Source organism: Candidatus Paraluminiphilus aquimaris (assembly GCF_026230195.1).
GTDB classification, from domain to species: domain Bacteria; phylum Pseudomonadota; class Gammaproteobacteria; order Pseudomonadales; family Halieaceae; genus Luminiphilus; species Luminiphilus aquimaris.
In genome coordinates, this window is record NZ_CP036501.1 from 2,134,595 (window position 1) to 2,150,038 (window position 15,444).

A 15,444-nucleotide genomic window follows, 5' to 3' on the forward strand; every position below is an offset into this window, starting at 1 on the left:
TCTATTGCGCCAACCTTTTACCCAGCCAAGATGACTTCGCGTGCTCTTCAGTCAAAAGCTGCCTCAAATTGAGCATCATCAACACCGCAAACAGTGCATAAAACGTGACGATCATGCCTAGCAACGGATAGAGCATCGACGAATCGATAGCCGACTCGCCTGTAAACTTAATCGATGCAGGTTGATGCAGCGAGTACCACCAGTCCACTGACTTGTAGATGATGGGAATATTGACCGTGCCCACAAGACTCAAGATCGCACAAGCGCGCGCGGCAATGGCCTTATTTTCATAGGCCTGAAACAAGGCGATGACGCCCACATAAAGAAAAAATAAAATGAGCATTGAAGTAACACGCGCATCCCACACCCACCAAGCGCCCCACGTGGGCTTTCCCCAAATGGCACCTGTGACCAATGCTACCGCTGTAAATGCAGCACCAATGGGTGCAGCGGCTCGCATGGCCGTGTCCGCAAGCTTAATTCGCCAAACCAAACTCACGAGCCCCGCAAAAGCCATAACGTAATAGCCTGCAAGTGACACAACAGCTGTCGGTACGTGAATATAAATGATTCGATAGGAATCGCCTTGCTTGTAATCGGTGGGCGCATACAAGAGCCCCCAGACGCTGCCCGCACAGAGCGCCAGCAGCGTCAGTGGAAGCAGCCAAGGAATAACGCGATCACAGAATCGATAAACCCAAGGAGGAGAGCCAAATTGATGAATGATGCGCCACATAAACGAAGTATATAGGGTTAATCCAATAAAAGGAGTCTCAGAGTTCCAAAGACACTCTGAGCCCCGCCGCGATCGCTACCGGCGCTAAAATCAAACCGCCCGTAACCCCGGCACCTAAAAGTGCGAGCGCGACTGTCGGATCCCCTTGATGAGTCGCCTCCTCGAGCGCGCGCGTACCTGCAATGAGGATGGGGACGTAGAGCGGTAGAATCAAGAGCGCCAGCAAAATCCCACCTCGCTGAACGCCAACCGTTAGTGCGGCGCCCACCCCCCCCAATAACAGCATGATGAGCGTTCCAAGCAGTAAGCTCACTACCAGTGTCGAGGCGGCACTGAGTGGTAAGCCCAGCATCACCCCGAAAAGCGGTGAAACAAGACTGAGTAGGAACCCGCTCGCCAACCACGAGGCTAAAAGCTGTGGGAGCACAGCAACAGGTAGCGGTAACGGGGCCATCGCCAGCTGCTCAAGACTGCCATCTTCGTAGTCGTCGACAAAGAGACGCATACAGATCATCAGATTCGCAAGTAGCGCTACGACCCAGAGGATACCGGGTGCAAGTAATGCCAGCTGTGCTGGATCGGGTCCAAGTCCAAGCGGAAACAAAATCACCACCAGCAAAAAAAACAGTAAGGGATTGACGATTTCACCAGGCGACGCGATCAGTAACCCCAAATGTCTGCGAGTTTGACCCCACAGGAATTGAGGCACGTTTAGCTCGCCGGATTTACTCACCATTGAACTGCTCCAAATCGACAACTTGCAGCTTATCGCCCAGGTTCGCTGGCTGATGGCTGGTAAACACGACCGCTCCACCTTGATCCACGTGTTCGACGAATCGATTCTCCAACACCTTGACGCCGCGGCTATCCAGCGCAGTAAAGGGTTCGTCTAGGAGCCAAAGCCGACCACTTGGGAGAAACAAACGCGCCAGCGCCACGCGTCGCTTCTGGCCCGCCGAAAGTTGCCCGGTATTGACGTGCTCGTAACCCTCAAGCTGAACGCGGGCAAGGGCCGCGTCAACCTCTGACGGCGCAGGCGAGCCGCTACCTGAGGGGTGCGAGATCAGGTTGTCTCGAGCCGATAACGCGGATTTCAGTGCCGCAGCGTGCCCCGAGTACAATACGTCATCACAACGCGTAATGCTTCCAAACACCTCTACGCGCGCAAGACCCGCCATCGCGCGCAACAGTGATGTCTTTCCAACGCCGTTACTCCCTCGCAATTGCCATATCTCGCCGGACCTTACGACAAGATCAACGCCTTGCAATAGCTGACGAATACCTCTCTGGATGGTGACATCACTGACCGCCAGCAACGTGTCACTCACAGTGACACCGTTTTAATCAATGGAAGAGTGAGTTCACTGCCACGCTCGCGTTGGAGTGCCAAGGTCTCAAAATCGAAAAGCGTCCCATCGGCAAGCTGAGACGGCGACACATTCTTGAGGGACTTGAAAATGGTTTCAGTGCGACCGGGATAATCACGCTCCCACTCGGTCAGCATTTTCTTTATTTCGACGCGCTGAAGATTTTCCTGAGAACCACACAAGTTACAGGGGATGATGGGGAACCCTTGCTGACTTGCGTAGCGCTCTATGTCTGTTTCCTTGCAATAAGCTAGCGGCCTGATAACGATGTTCTGTTTGTCGTCGCTTAGCAACTTCGGGGGCATCGCCTTTAGTTTCCCTCCGAAAAACATATTGAGAAACAGTGTTTCAACGATATCGTCACGGTGATGCCCAAGCGCTATTTTTGTCGCCCCAATCTGCTCAGCGAAACCGTAGAGTGTACCGCGCCGCAATCGGCTACACAGGCCACAGGTTGTTTTCCCTTCGGGAATGACCGATCGCACAACACTGTAAGTATCGCGCTCCAAAATATAATAAGGAACGCCCAAGTCCTCTAAATACTCCGGTAGCACGTGCTCAGGAAATCCCGGCTGCTTTTGATCAAGATTAACGGCAATGATTTCAAAATCGATCGGCGCACTTCGCTGCAGGTGAAGCAGAACATCGAGCATCGTGTAGGAGTCTTTCCCTCCCGACAAACACACCATGACGCGGTCACCCGCCTCGATCATGTTGTAATCAGAGATTGCCTGTCCCGTCAGTCGGCGCAGCCGCTTAATCAGTTTGTTCTGGTTATAGGCCGCCTTGCGCGGATCACTCACGGGTCCCCTCACAGTGTTAGGCGTGTGCTCTTGGACCGAATTGGCAGGCTGAGACATAGGGAAATCGTCGCTAGAAAACGCGGATAATAATTGTCCCAGTCGAACATCGCAAAATTAGCTGTCTGAATACAGGCCATTGGGTAGCAAAACGCACTTGCAGTTTGGCGCTCAGACCACGAGAATTCGCGACGCAACGTTGTCCACGTCCAGCGGTCTGGGGCCGCTTCATCAAGGAGAGTCAAATGAAAACACCTGTCACAGTTACCGTAACCGGCGCAGCCGGACAAATTGGTTATGCGCTTCTTTTTCGCATTGCGTCAGGTGCTATGTTGGGTACAGACCAGCCGGTGCGCCTCAACCTCTTGGATATCACACCCGCCTTGGATGCACTTGAAGGTGTGAAAATGGAGCTTGATGACTGTGCCTTTCCTCTATTAGCGGGCATCACATGCAGCGACGATCCCACTGTCGCATTTGCAGACGCCGATTACGCTCTGCTGGTCGGTGCGCGGCCCAGAGGTCCGGGTATGGAGCGCAAAGATCTCCTTGAAGCCAACGCTGCCATTTTCTCTGCACAAGGCCAGGCCATGAACGCCGTAGCAAGCCGAAATATAAAGGTTTTAGTGGTCGGTAATCCCGCGAATACAAATGCTCTCATCGCCATGCACAACGCACCGGATATCGCGGGAAGCCAGTTCACCGCTATGACGCGTCTAGATCATAACCGTGCTATCACGCAGATCGCTCAAAAGACCGGTTCGGTCAATACTGACGTCACCAATATGACGATCTGGGGTAATCATTCGGCGACGCAATACCCCGACCTCTTTAATGCACGCATCAAGGGCCAGTCTGCGATCGAGTTGGTCGATCAAGCGTGGTATGAAAACGACTTCATCCCTACGGTTCAGCAGCGCGGTGCCGCCATTATCAAAGCACGTGGCGCTTCATCGGCAGCCTCTGCGGCGAATGCAGCCATCGATCACATGCGCACATGGGCCTTGGGCACTGCGGATAACGATTGGACGTCTATGGGCATCTTATCCACTGGCGCTTATGGCGTGCCCGAAGGGTTAATCTACTCCTTCCCTTGCACCTGCAGTGACGGCGTTTACAGCGTCGTTGACGGAGTGGCCGTAAACGATTTCAGTCGTGAGAAAATGGACGCAACAGCCCAAGAACTGAGCGAGGAGCGTGACGCAGTTCGACACCTGCTCGGCTAAGAAGCCTGCCGAGGGCTGACATACGTCACAGCGTCAACACGCGCGGTAGGATCATGCGAGAAGCTTTGAAACCCAATCAAAGCTCTCGCAGCACCTGTAACGGAGGGGCGTACACGACGCGCCGACACGCATAGGTCCCCAAGCTCCCAATGATCACTGCACCTAGGACAACACCCAAGGGCCATAGCATCCATTGAACTTGGTAGTCCAACTCTAACATCTGAGTCTGTAGTACCCAGCCGGCCGACTCAGAGCCCATTATTGCCAAGACCCCAGCAAGCGCACCCATTGCCGCAAACTCGATTGCAACGGCACCCAATAACGTCATGCGCCCTGCCCCTAAAGCCCTCAGGATGGCACTCTCGTGAAGTCGTTCATCAACACTTGAACTGACCCCCGCGATGAGCACAAGCGCACCTGCAACGAGAATAATAAGAAGTACAAGCTCAATTGCCTGACTGACCTGATCGATGATTGTTTTGATTTCCTCGATAGCAACATCAACCTCAATCAATGTAATCGTCGGCATAAACTCGAGCAGCTCAGACACGCGATACTTTTCATCAGGCTCCAAATAAAAACTGGTAAAGAGCGTCGTTGGAAATCTATCGAGCAGCTTTTCTGGGAAAATCACGAAAAAGTTCGGCTGCATGGACTCCCAATTCACCGAGCGTATGCTCGCAACAGTGACCCTAAACTCGTCCGCCGCAATTCTCAGTGTCAGTTCGTCTCCAACCTGTGCACCGATATCTGCGGCAAAGCCGTCCTCGAGGGAGATCAGTGCCTCATCGACACCCACGTCCCACCACTCGCCACTAAGGATCTCATTACCTTCAGGCTTTGCATCGGTGGAGGTAAAGTTAGCTTCCCTTTGACGAGGGCCTGTTGCATCTGGCCCCCAGTCGGGCAGGACCTCACGGTTGACCTCCATGATACGGCCGCGCGCCGCGGGATAAAGATCGCCAACCTCAATGTCTCGATCAGCGAAAAACTGCAACAGTGGCGCCTCATCAATTGGTGCCACATTTAAAATAAAATGGTTTGGAGTGCCCTCGGGAATTTGGAGGCGCCATTGGTCTAACAGGCTCGTACGAACAGCCGTCAGCACCAATAACAACATAATTGCGATACCAAAAATGACGACCTGAAAGGCACTCGCTGTGCCACGACGCTGCATGCCTGCGAGCGCAAGCCGCCACACACTACCGGCACTGCTTCCAATTTGGCGAGTCCCACTGAGCAGGCCCTTCGCCACAAAAAATCCCAAGCCAACAGTCAGTCCAATGGACCCGAGCAAAGCCCCTGTTAACTTGATGTCACTGCTATACCAAAGCATGAGTGCGCCCAGTGACAGGGTGCCGAGCAAAAGATCTGCAGCACGTGTTGAGTCAGCAATGGTGGTTTCCCGTCTGATAACACGAAGCGGCGATATAGCTCCCAAACGCGCCAGGGGTGGCCATGCGAAAAAGGCCACACATACCATTGCAGTCACGGCCCCAGTTATAAAGGGCGTTACACCCACCCGCGTAATCTCACCGGGAATCTGATCCGCGAGAGCTGCAAACATCGCGTCCTGCGCCAACCAGCCAATACCACTGCCAATGGCAATGGCAAACAGTCCAAGCCACGTAAGGCTCAGCGCGTACAGCGTGCGGATGGTATTTTTTGTTGCGCCAAGACTCTTCATCACCGCCACCTGATCAGTGTGACGCTCGCCAAATCGGCGTGCGGCAACCAAGATGGCAGCGGCAGCCAACATGACGCCCAAGCTTCCGGCAAGAAGCAAAAAGCCGCGCGCCCGATCCAATGTGGCACCAATACCAGGCTGCGACTCGTCGACCGAGAGTAGACGCTGTCCTTGAACCAGCTGCGGCTCTACCCAACTTCTATACTGCTCTAACGATGCCGCATCCCCTGCGAGTAATAGCCGGTAAGTCACTCGGCTACCCGGCTGAATAACCCCCGTCGCCGCGAGGTCATCAACATGCATAACAAGGCGAGGACCGTAGCCGAAAAACCCCGTCGTTGAGTCGGGCTCCTCAAGAAGCGTTCCCGCGACTTGCAGTGTGGCGTCGCCAACATACAGTGCGTCACCCACCGAAGTGCCGAGTTGCTGGATAAGACGGGGGGCAAGATAAACCTCACCGGGAGTGGGAAGGTCGGCGGTTAAAACACCGTCCCCTATCTCAACACGCAAAGCACCTCGAAGCGGATAACCACCTCCGACTGCTTTCACCGAGGCCAAAAACATCTCGTCGGTCTCGGAAATCACCATTGACGAAAACGTAACCGTCTCACCTGTTAACAAAAACGTATTGCGCGCCTGATCATGCCACTCAGATGGCATCTCACGGGAACTCGAAACGACGAGATCTGCTGCAAGGAAACTTGCAGACTCTCTCTCAAGATTAAATTGCAGTCGATTTACAAAACCGCTTATCGCCACTACGAGGGATACAGCCAGCACTAGCGCACTCAACAGAACGCCTAACTCGCCCCCACGCCAGTCGCGAATGAGCAGTCTCAACGACGCACTAAGGGGTGACTTCATACCGCTTCACTTAATTGGCCGGCCGCCATGACAAATTTTCGTTGGCAGCGGTCTGCTAAGGCATTGTCATGCGTCACGAGCACCAGCGTCGTGCCCTCCTCCTCGTTCAACCCAAACAGCAACTCTATGATCGTAGCGCCGGTCGCGGTATCCAGGTTTCCTGTGGGCTCATCAGCAAACAATATCAACGGCTTAGCCGCAAATGCTCGTGCGATCGCTACACGCTGCTGCTCGCCGCCAGACAGTGTTCGAGGGTAATGCTGCAGGCGCTCACCCAGTCCAACTCGTGCAAGGTAATCCTCTGCCAAAGGCTTAGCATCATCGCGGCCAGCCAGCTCGAGCGGCAACATGACGTTTTCAAGTGCAGTCAATGCAGGCAGCAGCTGAAAGCTTTGAAAAACAAACCCCACTTTCTGGCTGCGTAACACCGCGCGCTCGTCTTCATCCAACAGCACGATATCGGTGCCATCGAGGTGAACCTCACCGTCCGTTGGACTGTCTAATCCGGCCAGCAGTCCAAGCAGCGTTGATTTGCCTGATCCTGACGTACCCACGATGGCCGCGGTCTCGCCACGCTTGATTTCCAAATCGATCCCTCTCAGGATCTGTAAATCCGCCTCGGCGGTTTTTACGGACTTATTCAATTGGGATGTTTTGATCATGCGTCATTACCTCTGGCATCACTTACGACGTTACGTTGGCGTCGGATTGACGACTGTTTCTACCTTCCTGTTGCCCACACTAACGACCGTCGGAGTAACTTCTGCGTCGCAAACCCTGCTTAAAGCAACGATACTGGGCCCTCTCCTCGTTCTTGCTTCCCTTGCCCAAGCAGACTCACCCACCAAAGTCCTCGTGGTCGGAGACAGTCTGAGTGCCGCTTATGGCTTAAATATGGATCAAGGTTGGGTCAATCTCTTGGAGCAACGCCTCCAAGCAGAGATCCAAGGTACCACCGTTATCAATGCAAGCATATCGGGAGAGACAACCCGAGGGGGCGCGTATCGGCTCCCCGCCTTGCTCGACGACTACAAACCGGCACTGGTTATCATAGAGCTTGGCGGCAACGATGGGTTGCGCGCAATGCCGATAAAGCAAATGCGGGAGAATCTTGCTGCGATGACTGAAGCCTCACTCGCTGTTGGCGCACAAGTACTCCTACTCGCCGCCGAGGCACCACCCAATTTGGGTCGTCGCTACACAGAGCTTTTCAGGGGTATTTACACGTCACTCGCAGACTATGAGGGTGTTGAGACACTACCTTTTATCGTCGAGTCGGTTTTTTTAAACCCCAGCTTGATGCAAAGCGACGGCATCCATCCAAATGCGACCGCACAGCCGCTGCTCGTTGAGGTTGTTTGGCCAACACTAGTTACTATGCTCAAGGAATCATCGCAATGAGCCACGCTCGGCCGATACGAGATCGCATAGAAACTATCATTTTCGGCACGGAGACCCGCGCCGGGAATATCTTCGATCTCACACTGCTCATTATGATTTTGGCGAGCGTTTTCATCGTAATGTTAGATTCAATCGAAGCGTACCATTTAGCCTATGGTCATATCTTCCGATGGGTCGAACTGGGCTTCACCATCGCCTTCGCAGTCGAATACCTTACGCGCCTTTGGTGTCTGCGAAGGCCTGCGGTTTACGCCATCAGTTTTTGGGGGGTGGTCGACCTACTCGCCATTCTCCCAACCTTCCTCACGTTATTTGTGCCCGAGGCGTCCTCGCTTATTGTGATCCGTGTTTTGCGCGTCCTCCGTGTATTTCGGATTTTGCATCTGTTTGAGCTTCACGAGGAGTACATCGAGATCATCGGACTCATGCGAGCCACCGCGAGATCGATAATGGTGTTCTTTTCGATCGTCATGGTCACCGTTGTCGTTTTCGGTTGTTTACTCTACGTGATCGATGGTCCAGAACACGGGTTCGTCAGTATCCCAATGAGTATTTACTGGGCGGTTGTGACCATAACAACCGTCGGATATGGCGATGTGGTTCCCGGAACACCGATGGGGCGTTTCGTCGCATCAATTGGTATTTTGATCGGTTATTCAATTTTGGCTGTGCCGACGGCTATCGTAACCAGTAAACTGTGGGAAAGATTGGGAGCTCGCCGTGCCGCACAAACGCTGTCATGGAATTGTCCCGTGTGTGCAGGCGTTGACCATGCCTTGGATGCGCAACACTGTAAGCACTGCGGTGCTGACCTAGAGGTCCCTGACGAGCTGAGAGAGCAGAAGCCACAACTCCCGTGAACGAAAAACCGATAGACATTTTCTCGCACCGCAAGTACTGGGCTGAGTGCTTTGGTCCCGCGCCGTGGCTTCCAATGTCCCGCGCAGAGATGGACCAGCTTGGCTGGGATAGCTGTGACATTATCATCGTCACAGGAGATGCCTATGTCGATCATCCGAGCTTTGGTATGGCCGTTATCGGCCGTGTCCTCGAAGGCCAGGGCTTCCGCGTGGGCATCATCTCTCAGCCGGACTGGCGAAGTGCAGATGCCTTTAGAGCGCTAGGAAAACCCAATCTCTTCTTTGGCATCGCGGCCGGCAATATGGACTCGATGATCAATCACTACACCGCAGATAAGAAGCGGCGTAACGATGATGCCTACACCGCCGGAGATCTTGCTGGCAAGCGACCCGACCGAGCGGTGACGGTGTACAGTCAACGTGCCCGCGAGGCTTACAAAGACGTCCCAGTTGTTATCGGTGGAATCGAAGCTAGCTTAAGACGCATGGCCCACTACGACTACTGGAGCGATAAAGTACGACGCTCCGTCCTCGTCGACAGTAAGGCGGACATTCTGCTCTACGGTAATGCAGAGCGCGCCATTGTAGATCTAGCACATGGCCTCGCAGATGGAAAATCCATCGAGGAACTCCGCTATCTTCGCGGCACCGCTTATGTCACCAACGCGCCTGAACCGGGTTATCGCCTCATTGATTCAAGCTCAGTGGATCAACCGGGAAAAGTCGAGCCACTGCTCAATCCCTATGAGGGCATGGAGCCAGAGGTCTGTGAGACTGAAGCCTCGAAGTCAGATGCAGACGCTTCCGACGCATCGGCGGTACAGATTGTCTCGCTACTAGCCAGCAGCGCGCCGTCGCGTGATGTCATTCGATTGCCGAGTTTCGAGGCGGTGAAAGACGACCCCGTCCTGTATGCGCACGCGGCACGGGTGATGCATAAAGAGACCAACCCTCACAATGCACTGGCGCTTATCCAAGCACACGGCGATCGCGAAGTCTGGTTCAATCCCCCGCCCATCCCGCTGAGCACGCCGGAATTAGATTGGGTGTTTGAGCAGCCCTACCGGCGGCGACCCCATCCCATTTATGGGAAGGCAAAAATCCCCGCGCTGGAAATGATCCAGCATTCGGTCAATATCATGCGAGGGTGCTTTGGCGGCTGCACCTTTTGTTCGATCACGGAGCACGAGGGGCGCATTATCCAAAATCGTTCCGAAGACTCGATTGTGCGCGAGATTGAAAAGATTCGCGATACAAGCCCAAGCTTCACGGGTGTTATATCGGATCTTGGCGGACCCACGGCCAACATGTGGAGATTGGCGTGTAAGAGCGAGGAAATTGAAGCAAAGTGCCGCAAGCTTAGCTGCGTTTTCCCAGGTATCTGTAAGAACCTAAATACAGACCAAACACCGCTGGTACATCTGTATCGCAGAGCACGGGCAATTCCAGGCGTGAAAAAAGTGCTTATCGCATCAGGGCTGCGCTACGACATCGCGGTGGAAACACCCGAATACGTCAAAGAACTCGTGACTCATCACGTGGGAGGCTATTTAAAGATTGCGCCCGAGCACACAGAGGATGGCCCGCTCGATCAAATGATGAAGCCGGGAATAGGCACTTATGATCGATTCAAAAACCTGTTCGATAAGTACTCCAAGGCGGCGGGAAAAAAACAGTACTTGATCCCCTATTTCATTGCTGCACACCCAGGCACTACCGACAACGACATGGTGAACCTTGCACTGTGGCTTAAGCGCAACAAGTTCCGCGCAGATCAGGTACAAACTTTTTATCCTTCACCCATGGCGCTGGCAACCGCCATGTATCACAGTGAAAAAAACCCTCTCAAAAAAGTAGACCGAGACAGCAAATACGTCCCAGCCGTCAGGAGTATCAAGCAACGACGCCTTCACAAGGCATTTTTGCGCTACCACGACTCGGACAATTGGCCCGCACTGCGTGACGCACTTAAGAAGATTGGTCGGCGTGATCTGATAGGTAACGGCCCCATGCACCTTGTACCGTCTAGACAACCTCCAAAGCGGCATCGAGTCGTCAAGACGAGAGGCACCACCCCCTTTAGGACAAAGCACACCAAGCAGTTCTAATAACAGACATGTTGGCGGACCCGAACACTGCGAGCCACCCTCGCCCGGGTTCCAAAAGGCATCTGCAAGCTAAAGGGCCAGTCACCCCGTCTGAGTCGCTATCCGTAACTGATATCCGATCATTTTCGGTCAAGTTGGCAGTATAGAGGGCTGTTTTGGGACATCTCTGAAAAATACTGCTAACGTAGGCGGCATTGAATAAAACAAATAATCTAACAAGCCATCAAATACAAAAAGAGGTACCCCAATGCGGTTTTTATCAAAATCCCTGAGCGTAGCTGTGGCGGCGGCGATAAGTATTCCAGCGTTTGCGCAACAGCCCATGGAAGAAGTTGTCGTTACAGCGACAAAACGCGCCGAATCCATTCAAGACGTTCCGTTATCGGTCAGTGTCGTGAGCGGTGAAGTCATCGAGCGCGCAGAAGTGCGGGATCTCATTGACCTGCAATCTGTTGTTCCCTCGTTGAGAGTGCCTCAGTTCCAAAACTCGATCCAAACTAATTTTGTGATCCGTGGCTTTGGTAACGGAGCGAACAACCCGGGAATCGAACCCTCCGTTGCTGTTTTCGTTGACGGCGTATACTTCTCTCGATCGCAGGCACGTATTTCGGACCTCCCAAACATCCAACAAATCGAAGTGCTCAAGGGGCCTCAGAGCACCCTTTACGGTAAAAACGCCTCCGCAGGCGTGATTTCGGTAACGACCAAGGCACCTGAGTTCGAAAGTAATGGATCAGTGGAAGTTGGTTTCGGAAACTACAATCAGAAATCACTTCGTGCGTTCTACACGGGCCCACTTTCTGACTCGGTAGCGTTTAGCTTAAGTGGAAGCTCGCTGGAGCGGGATGGATACTTCGATAACGTGCCCACCAACACCACCTTCAACGACCGCGACCGCTGGAGCACTCGCGCTGACTTCCTCGCGGAACTCAGCGAAACCAGCGAACTGCGTGTCATCTTTGACTACGATGAGATTGATGAGGTTTGCTGTGGTACCGCCAACCTAGTGAATGGCCCAGCAGGCGGCGCACTCTCCGCGCTGTCCGTGGTCCCCGGTGAGGCGTATGTGCCAGAAGATGCCTTTAATTTTAGGCACTACGGTAACTTCGACACGATCAACCGTGGTGAGAACAAAGGGATTACCGTCGACTACAAAACGTCATTTGGTGATGTTGATGTTCGCTCAATTACCGCTTACCGGGATTCTTACTTTAACCAGCCCGCTGGCGATGTCGACTTCACAGCTGCTGATGCCATTGGCAATAGCACGGGCGAAACCGAAATCAAGACCTTTACTCAGGAAATACGGGTAAGTGGACAGTCCGGTAACGTGGACTGGCTTCTTGGTGGCTTTTATTTTGATGAGTCTATCGATTTCGAAAACAGCATTGAATTCGGTGCCCAATGGCGGAACTACATCAACCTACTTGTAGGTGGAGGCGACATCGTCGCTGGAGACGCCGCGACAAGTGGATTCGAAGCGCTACTTGGCTATGCGCCGGGCACGTTCTTTGCCGATGGTGACGGCGTCATCGAGACAGCGACACAGGACAACGAATCATATTCTGTTTTTGGTCAAATGACCTTCCCATTGTCGGACAAGACTGATTTTACGGTCGGCCTAAACTACTTAAATGACGACAAAAACATCACCCTAACCCAAGAAAATAATGACGTATTTTCCAAGCTCGATATTCGTGGGGCAGACGGCGTCACTGCGCTTACGAACCTCGCCTACACCGGTGGATTTGCGGCGGCCGGCATTCCCGCCATCACGGCGATCCCACCCGAGGCAGTCCCTGGCTACATACAGACGGTAGCAGCAACTGTTGGCGCAATAGCACCCACGGATGCCAACCCCTTTGTGGGTCTTGAGGCGCTGCAGTTCCTACCGCAGCTATTGGGGGTCCCCAACCCTTCAGAGCCGGGCACTTCAACGGACAGCAAGACCACGTACACGGCGAGCCTGTCGCATGCATACAGCGATGATCTGAATGTTTACCTAACATACGGTACGGGTTTCAAAGGTACTTCCTGGAACCTTTCTCGTGACTCACGTCCAACGATGGGTGAGCGAGACAGTCTTGCGGCATCGGGTTTCGGATTGCCAAACAACTTGACGTTGGGTACGCGACTTGCAGGACCGGAGGAAGCAACAACTCTGGAACTAGGCGTCAAGTACTCGGCTGACTGGGGCACCCTCAACGCCGCTATTTTTGAGCAAAGCATCGAAGGTTTCCAATCGAATGCTTTCCTTGGTACCGGCTTTGTTCTAACCAATGCGGGTAAGCAGTCAACAAAAGGAATCGAAGTCGATTTGATGGTTCAAGCGACAGAAGCTTTGACACTTGCTGTGTCGGGCACGTTCCTAGACCCCATCTATGACGACTTTACCGGTGCACAGCTCAACGGTCAGCCGGCTGACTTCACTGGACTCACGCCCGCCGGCATTCACAAGCGAAGCATCAGTGCGGTTGCGACCTACAACTTTGTTGTTGCGGGTATGAATGGTTTCTTGCAGGCCGACTACCAATACGACAGTGCAGTTGATATCAACGGTGGTGGCGATCTCGCATTGAACAACCTAGCACTTGAAGAGCGTGGCTTCCGTCAACGTGAAGTAAGCATGGTCAATGCAAGCTTTGGACTGACGCGGGGCAACTGGAATCTGCGTGTATGGGGCCGCAACCTGACCGATGACCAATGGCTCATTACATGGTTCCCAGCGGTTGCTCAGACAGGCAGTCTGACAGGCTATCCTAACCAGCCACGGACCTACGGCGCGTCTCTCAGATACAAATTCTAAGTCCCGAGCAGTGCCTAGTCGTTATCTAGGCACTCCTGAATAAACGCCCCGAGCAAGCCAAATTCATGCTTGCGGGGCGTTTTTTTTCGCCACATCAACCCTATCTGACGGCCCACATCCGGCTCGTCAAAGGGTCTTAAAACAAGGTTTGTCCCATCCGCGATGCCGGCATCGGTCGCCATTTTCGGGAGCAGCGTTGTGCCGATACCGTTTGCTACCATTTGGACAATCGTCGTTAAACTCGTTGCTTGATAGGGAACCGTCACATCCTTCTCCCTGAGCTTACAGGCTTCGAGTGCGTGATCACGCAGACAATGCCCTTCCTCAAGGAGTAGCATTTCAGCGCCTTGTAGATCGCGCGTACGCAACTTGCTGCTCTGCACTAGTCGGGAGTCTGGCATTGCTGCGAGGTAAAACGGGTCTTCAAACAAATTAAGTGTGTCGGTTTGGTCAGCCGGAAACGGTAAGGCGAGTAACAACACATCAAGCTCACCTACCTGAAGCGCATCGACCAACGATTTTGAAAGGTCTTCGCGAACAAAAAGCTTGCACAGAGGATACTGAGCTCTCAATGACTTCAGCATCGAGGGCAAGATAAACGGCGCAATCGTGGGTATGACACCTAAGCGAATAGTGCCTTGAAAGGGCTCTCGAGAAGCCTCGCAGAGCGATACGATATCGTCGACGTCAGTCAAGATTCCCCTTGCTCGTTCCACCACCTCACTACCCACCGAGGTCAGCAATACCGAACGATTATTGCGTTCGACAAGACTGATGGACAGCACCTCCTCCAGCTCCACGATAGACGCGCTGAGTGTGCTCTGACTGACATGACATGACTTCGCAGCGTTACCGAAGTGCTGGTGCTGTGCGAGTGCACACAAATATCTCAATTGTTTTAAGGTGGGCTGTCGGGACATAGGTTAATCTCAAGCAAGTCATCGGCATTGTCGCGCATTTGTCCTATGTACGATCGGAAAATTCGATTGGTTTTGCCGGGTTTTTTTCGAACCATTTTGCTCGTATCTCGGTATAGTTACCGTGCAGTCGGTGATTCGACCGCGTCATGACGTAAAACGATCAAACATGGAGTAAAAGCAATGGAACTGAAAGGTAGTCAAACCGAACAGAACCTCAAGGACGCCTTCGCGGGTGAGTCTCAAGCGAACCGTCGCTACCTCTACTTCGCCTCAAAAGCGGATGTGGAAGGCTACAATGATGTTGCGGCGGTATTCCGCTCAACAGCTGAAGGCGAAACAGGACACGCGCACGGTCACCTCGAGTACCTCGAAGCCGTAGGCGATCCCGCAACAGGCCTCCCTATGGGTGACACTGTTAAGAACCTCGAAGCGTCAATCGCTGGTGAGACCCACGAGTACACAGACATGTACCCAGGCATGGCGAAGACCGCACGCGATGAAGATTTCGACGAGATCGCAGACTGGTTTGAGACACTGGCAAAAGCAGAGCGTAGTCACGCTAACCGCTTCCAAAAGGCGCTTGACAACCTCGACGCATAAGCCGCGGCGGTCAAATGTTTACGGGGGGACATCAGTCCCCTCTTTTGGTTACCCCCAAACTGATTAAGG

General features: G+C 53.3%; 13 protein-coding genes. 6 read left to right on the top strand and 7 right to left on the bottom strand.

Annotated elements, in window-relative coordinates:
• Position 1: 1 nt before the first annotated feature.
• From E0F26_RS09850 to ttcA, 4 genes are read right to left on the bottom strand one after another with little or no spacing between them, the layout of a single operon-like run.
• Positions 2 to 736 carry a heme ABC transporter permease gene (locus tag E0F26_RS09850; RefSeq protein ID WP_279241487.1) on the bottom strand — a complete coding sequence of 245 codons (735 nt, stop codon included), beginning with the start codon at positions 734 to 736 and terminating at the stop codon, positions 2 to 4.
• Between the two features lie 37 nt (positions 737 to 773).
• Entirely contained in the window at positions 774 to 1,472 is a 699-nt protein-coding gene (gene ccmB, locus E0F26_RS09855) for a heme exporter protein CcmB (protein ID WP_279241488.1), read from the bottom strand.
• Positions 1,462 to 2,064, bottom strand: coding sequence for a heme ABC exporter ATP-binding protein CcmA (gene ccmA / locus E0F26_RS09860; RefSeq protein ID WP_279241489.1), 603 nt, complete (start codon positions 2,062 to 2,064; stop codon positions 1,462 to 1,464). Before ccmA ends, ccmB begins: the two co-directional genes overlap by 11 nt.
• Positions 2,061 to 2,963: a tRNA 2-thiocytidine(32) synthetase TtcA gene (gene ttcA / locus E0F26_RS09865; RefSeq protein ID WP_279241490.1), complete on the bottom strand. Its 903-nt coding sequence runs from the start codon at positions 2,961 to 2,963 to the stop codon at positions 2,061 to 2,063. Before ttcA ends, ccmA begins: the two co-directional genes overlap by 4 nt.
• Before the next feature lie 185 nt (positions 2,964 to 3,148).
• Here ttcA and E0F26_RS09870 point away from each other — a divergent pair, with 185 nt between their 5' ends.
• Complete coding sequence (locus E0F26_RS09870) at positions 3,149 to 4,129, top strand: malate dehydrogenase (RefSeq protein WP_279241491.1); 981 nt, start codon at positions 3,149 to 3,151, stop codon at positions 4,127 to 4,129.
• 76 nt (positions 4,130 to 4,205) lie between these two features.
• On the opposite strand, the gene E0F26_RS09875 is transcribed toward E0F26_RS09870, so the two are convergent.
• Positions 4,206 to 6,680 carry an ABC transporter permease gene (locus E0F26_RS09875; protein ID WP_279241492.1) on the bottom strand — a complete coding sequence of 825 codons (2,475 nt, stop codon included), beginning with the start codon at positions 6,678 to 6,680 and terminating at the stop codon, positions 4,206 to 4,208.
• Positions 6,677 to 7,342 (bottom strand): ABC transporter ATP-binding protein, encoded by a 666-nt coding sequence (locus E0F26_RS09880; RefSeq protein WP_279241493.1) that lies wholly within the window; start codon positions 7,340 to 7,342, stop codon positions 6,677 to 6,679. The genes E0F26_RS09875 and E0F26_RS09880 overlap by 4 nt, the downstream gene beginning before the upstream one ends.
• On the opposite strand from E0F26_RS09880, the gene E0F26_RS09885 reads away from it, so the two are divergent.
• From E0F26_RS09885 to E0F26_RS09900, 4 genes are all read left to right on the top strand, one after another.
• Positions 7,341 to 8,081, top strand: coding sequence for an arylesterase (locus E0F26_RS09885; protein WP_279241494.1), 741 nt, complete (start codon positions 7,341 to 7,343; stop codon positions 8,079 to 8,081). The two genes, E0F26_RS09880 and E0F26_RS09885, sit on opposite strands and share 2 nt — an antisense overlap.
• Positions 8,078 to 8,941 (top strand): ion transporter, encoded by an 864-nt coding sequence (locus E0F26_RS09890; RefSeq protein WP_279241495.1) that lies wholly within the window; start codon positions 8,078 to 8,080, stop codon positions 8,939 to 8,941. The genes E0F26_RS09885 and E0F26_RS09890 overlap by 4 nt, the downstream gene beginning before the upstream one ends.
• 74 nt (positions 8,942 to 9,015) lie before the next feature.
• Complete coding sequence (locus E0F26_RS09895) at positions 9,016 to 11,049, top strand: YgiQ family radical SAM protein (protein ID WP_279243222.1); 2,034 nt, start codon at positions 9,016 to 9,018, stop codon at positions 11,047 to 11,049.
• 247 nt (positions 11,050 to 11,296) lie between these two features.
• Complete coding sequence (locus E0F26_RS09900) at positions 11,297 to 13,855, top strand: TonB-dependent receptor (protein WP_279241496.1); 2,559 nt, start codon at positions 11,297 to 11,299, stop codon at positions 13,853 to 13,855.
• 14 nt (positions 13,856 to 13,869) lie between these two features.
• On the opposite strand, the gene E0F26_RS09905 is transcribed toward E0F26_RS09900, so the two are convergent.
• Complete coding sequence (locus tag E0F26_RS09905; protein ID WP_279241497.1) at positions 13,870 to 14,775, bottom strand: hydrogen peroxide-inducible genes activator; 906 nt, start codon at positions 14,773 to 14,775, stop codon at positions 13,870 to 13,872.
• 180 nt (positions 14,776 to 14,955) lie between these two features.
• Here E0F26_RS09905 and E0F26_RS09910 point away from each other — a divergent pair, with 180 nt between their 5' ends.
• On the top strand, positions 14,956 to 15,375 hold the full coding sequence (locus E0F26_RS09910) for a rubrerythrin family protein (protein ID WP_154015538.1): 420 nt from the start codon (positions 14,956 to 14,958) through the stop codon (positions 15,373 to 15,375).
• Positions 15,376 to 15,444: the final 69 nt, after the last annotated feature.

Bases quoted from the DNA above. Each gene is read 5' to 3' on its own strand.
- E0F26_RS09895 (WP_279243222.1), top strand. From the start codon at position 9,016: ATGTCCCGCGCAGAGATGGACCAGCTTGGCTGGGATAGCTGTGACATT.
- E0F26_RS09870 (WP_279241491.1), top strand. From the start codon at position 3,149: ATGAAAACACCTGTCACAGTTACCGTAACCGGCGCAGCCGGACAAATT.
- E0F26_RS09890 (WP_279241495.1), top strand. From the start codon at position 8,078: ATGAGCCACGCTCGGCCGATACGAGATCGCATAGAAACTATCATTTTC.
- E0F26_RS09905 (WP_279241497.1), bottom strand. From the start codon at position 14,775: ATGTCCCGACAGCCCACCTTAAAACAATTGAGATATTTGTGTGCACTC.
- E0F26_RS09885 (WP_279241494.1), top strand. From the start codon at position 7,341: ATGCGTCATTACCTCTGGCATCACTTACGACGTTACGTTGGCGTCGGA.
- ttcA (WP_279241490.1), bottom strand. From the start codon at position 2,963: ATGTCTCAGCCTGCCAATTCGGTCCAAGAGCACACGCCTAACACTGTG.
- E0F26_RS09900 (WP_279241496.1), top strand. From the start codon at position 11,297: ATGCGGTTTTTATCAAAATCCCTGAGCGTAGCTGTGGCGGCGGCGATA.
- E0F26_RS09875 (WP_279241492.1), bottom strand. From the start codon at position 6,680: ATGAAGTCACCCCTTAGTGCGTCGTTGAGACTGCTCATTCGCGACTGG.
- E0F26_RS09880 (WP_279241493.1), bottom strand. From the start codon at position 7,342: ATGATCAAAACATCCCAATTGAATAAGTCCGTAAAAACCGCCGAGGCG.
- E0F26_RS09910 (WP_154015538.1), top strand. From the start codon at position 14,956: ATGGAACTGAAAGGTAGTCAAACCGAACAGAACCTCAAGGACGCCTTC.
- ccmB (WP_279241488.1), bottom strand. From the start codon at position 1,472: ATGGTGAGTAAATCCGGCGAGCTAAACGTGCCTCAATTCCTGTGGGGT.
- E0F26_RS09850 (WP_279241487.1), bottom strand. From the start codon at position 736: ATGTGGCGCATCATTCATCAATTTGGCTCTCCTCCTTGGGTTTATCGA.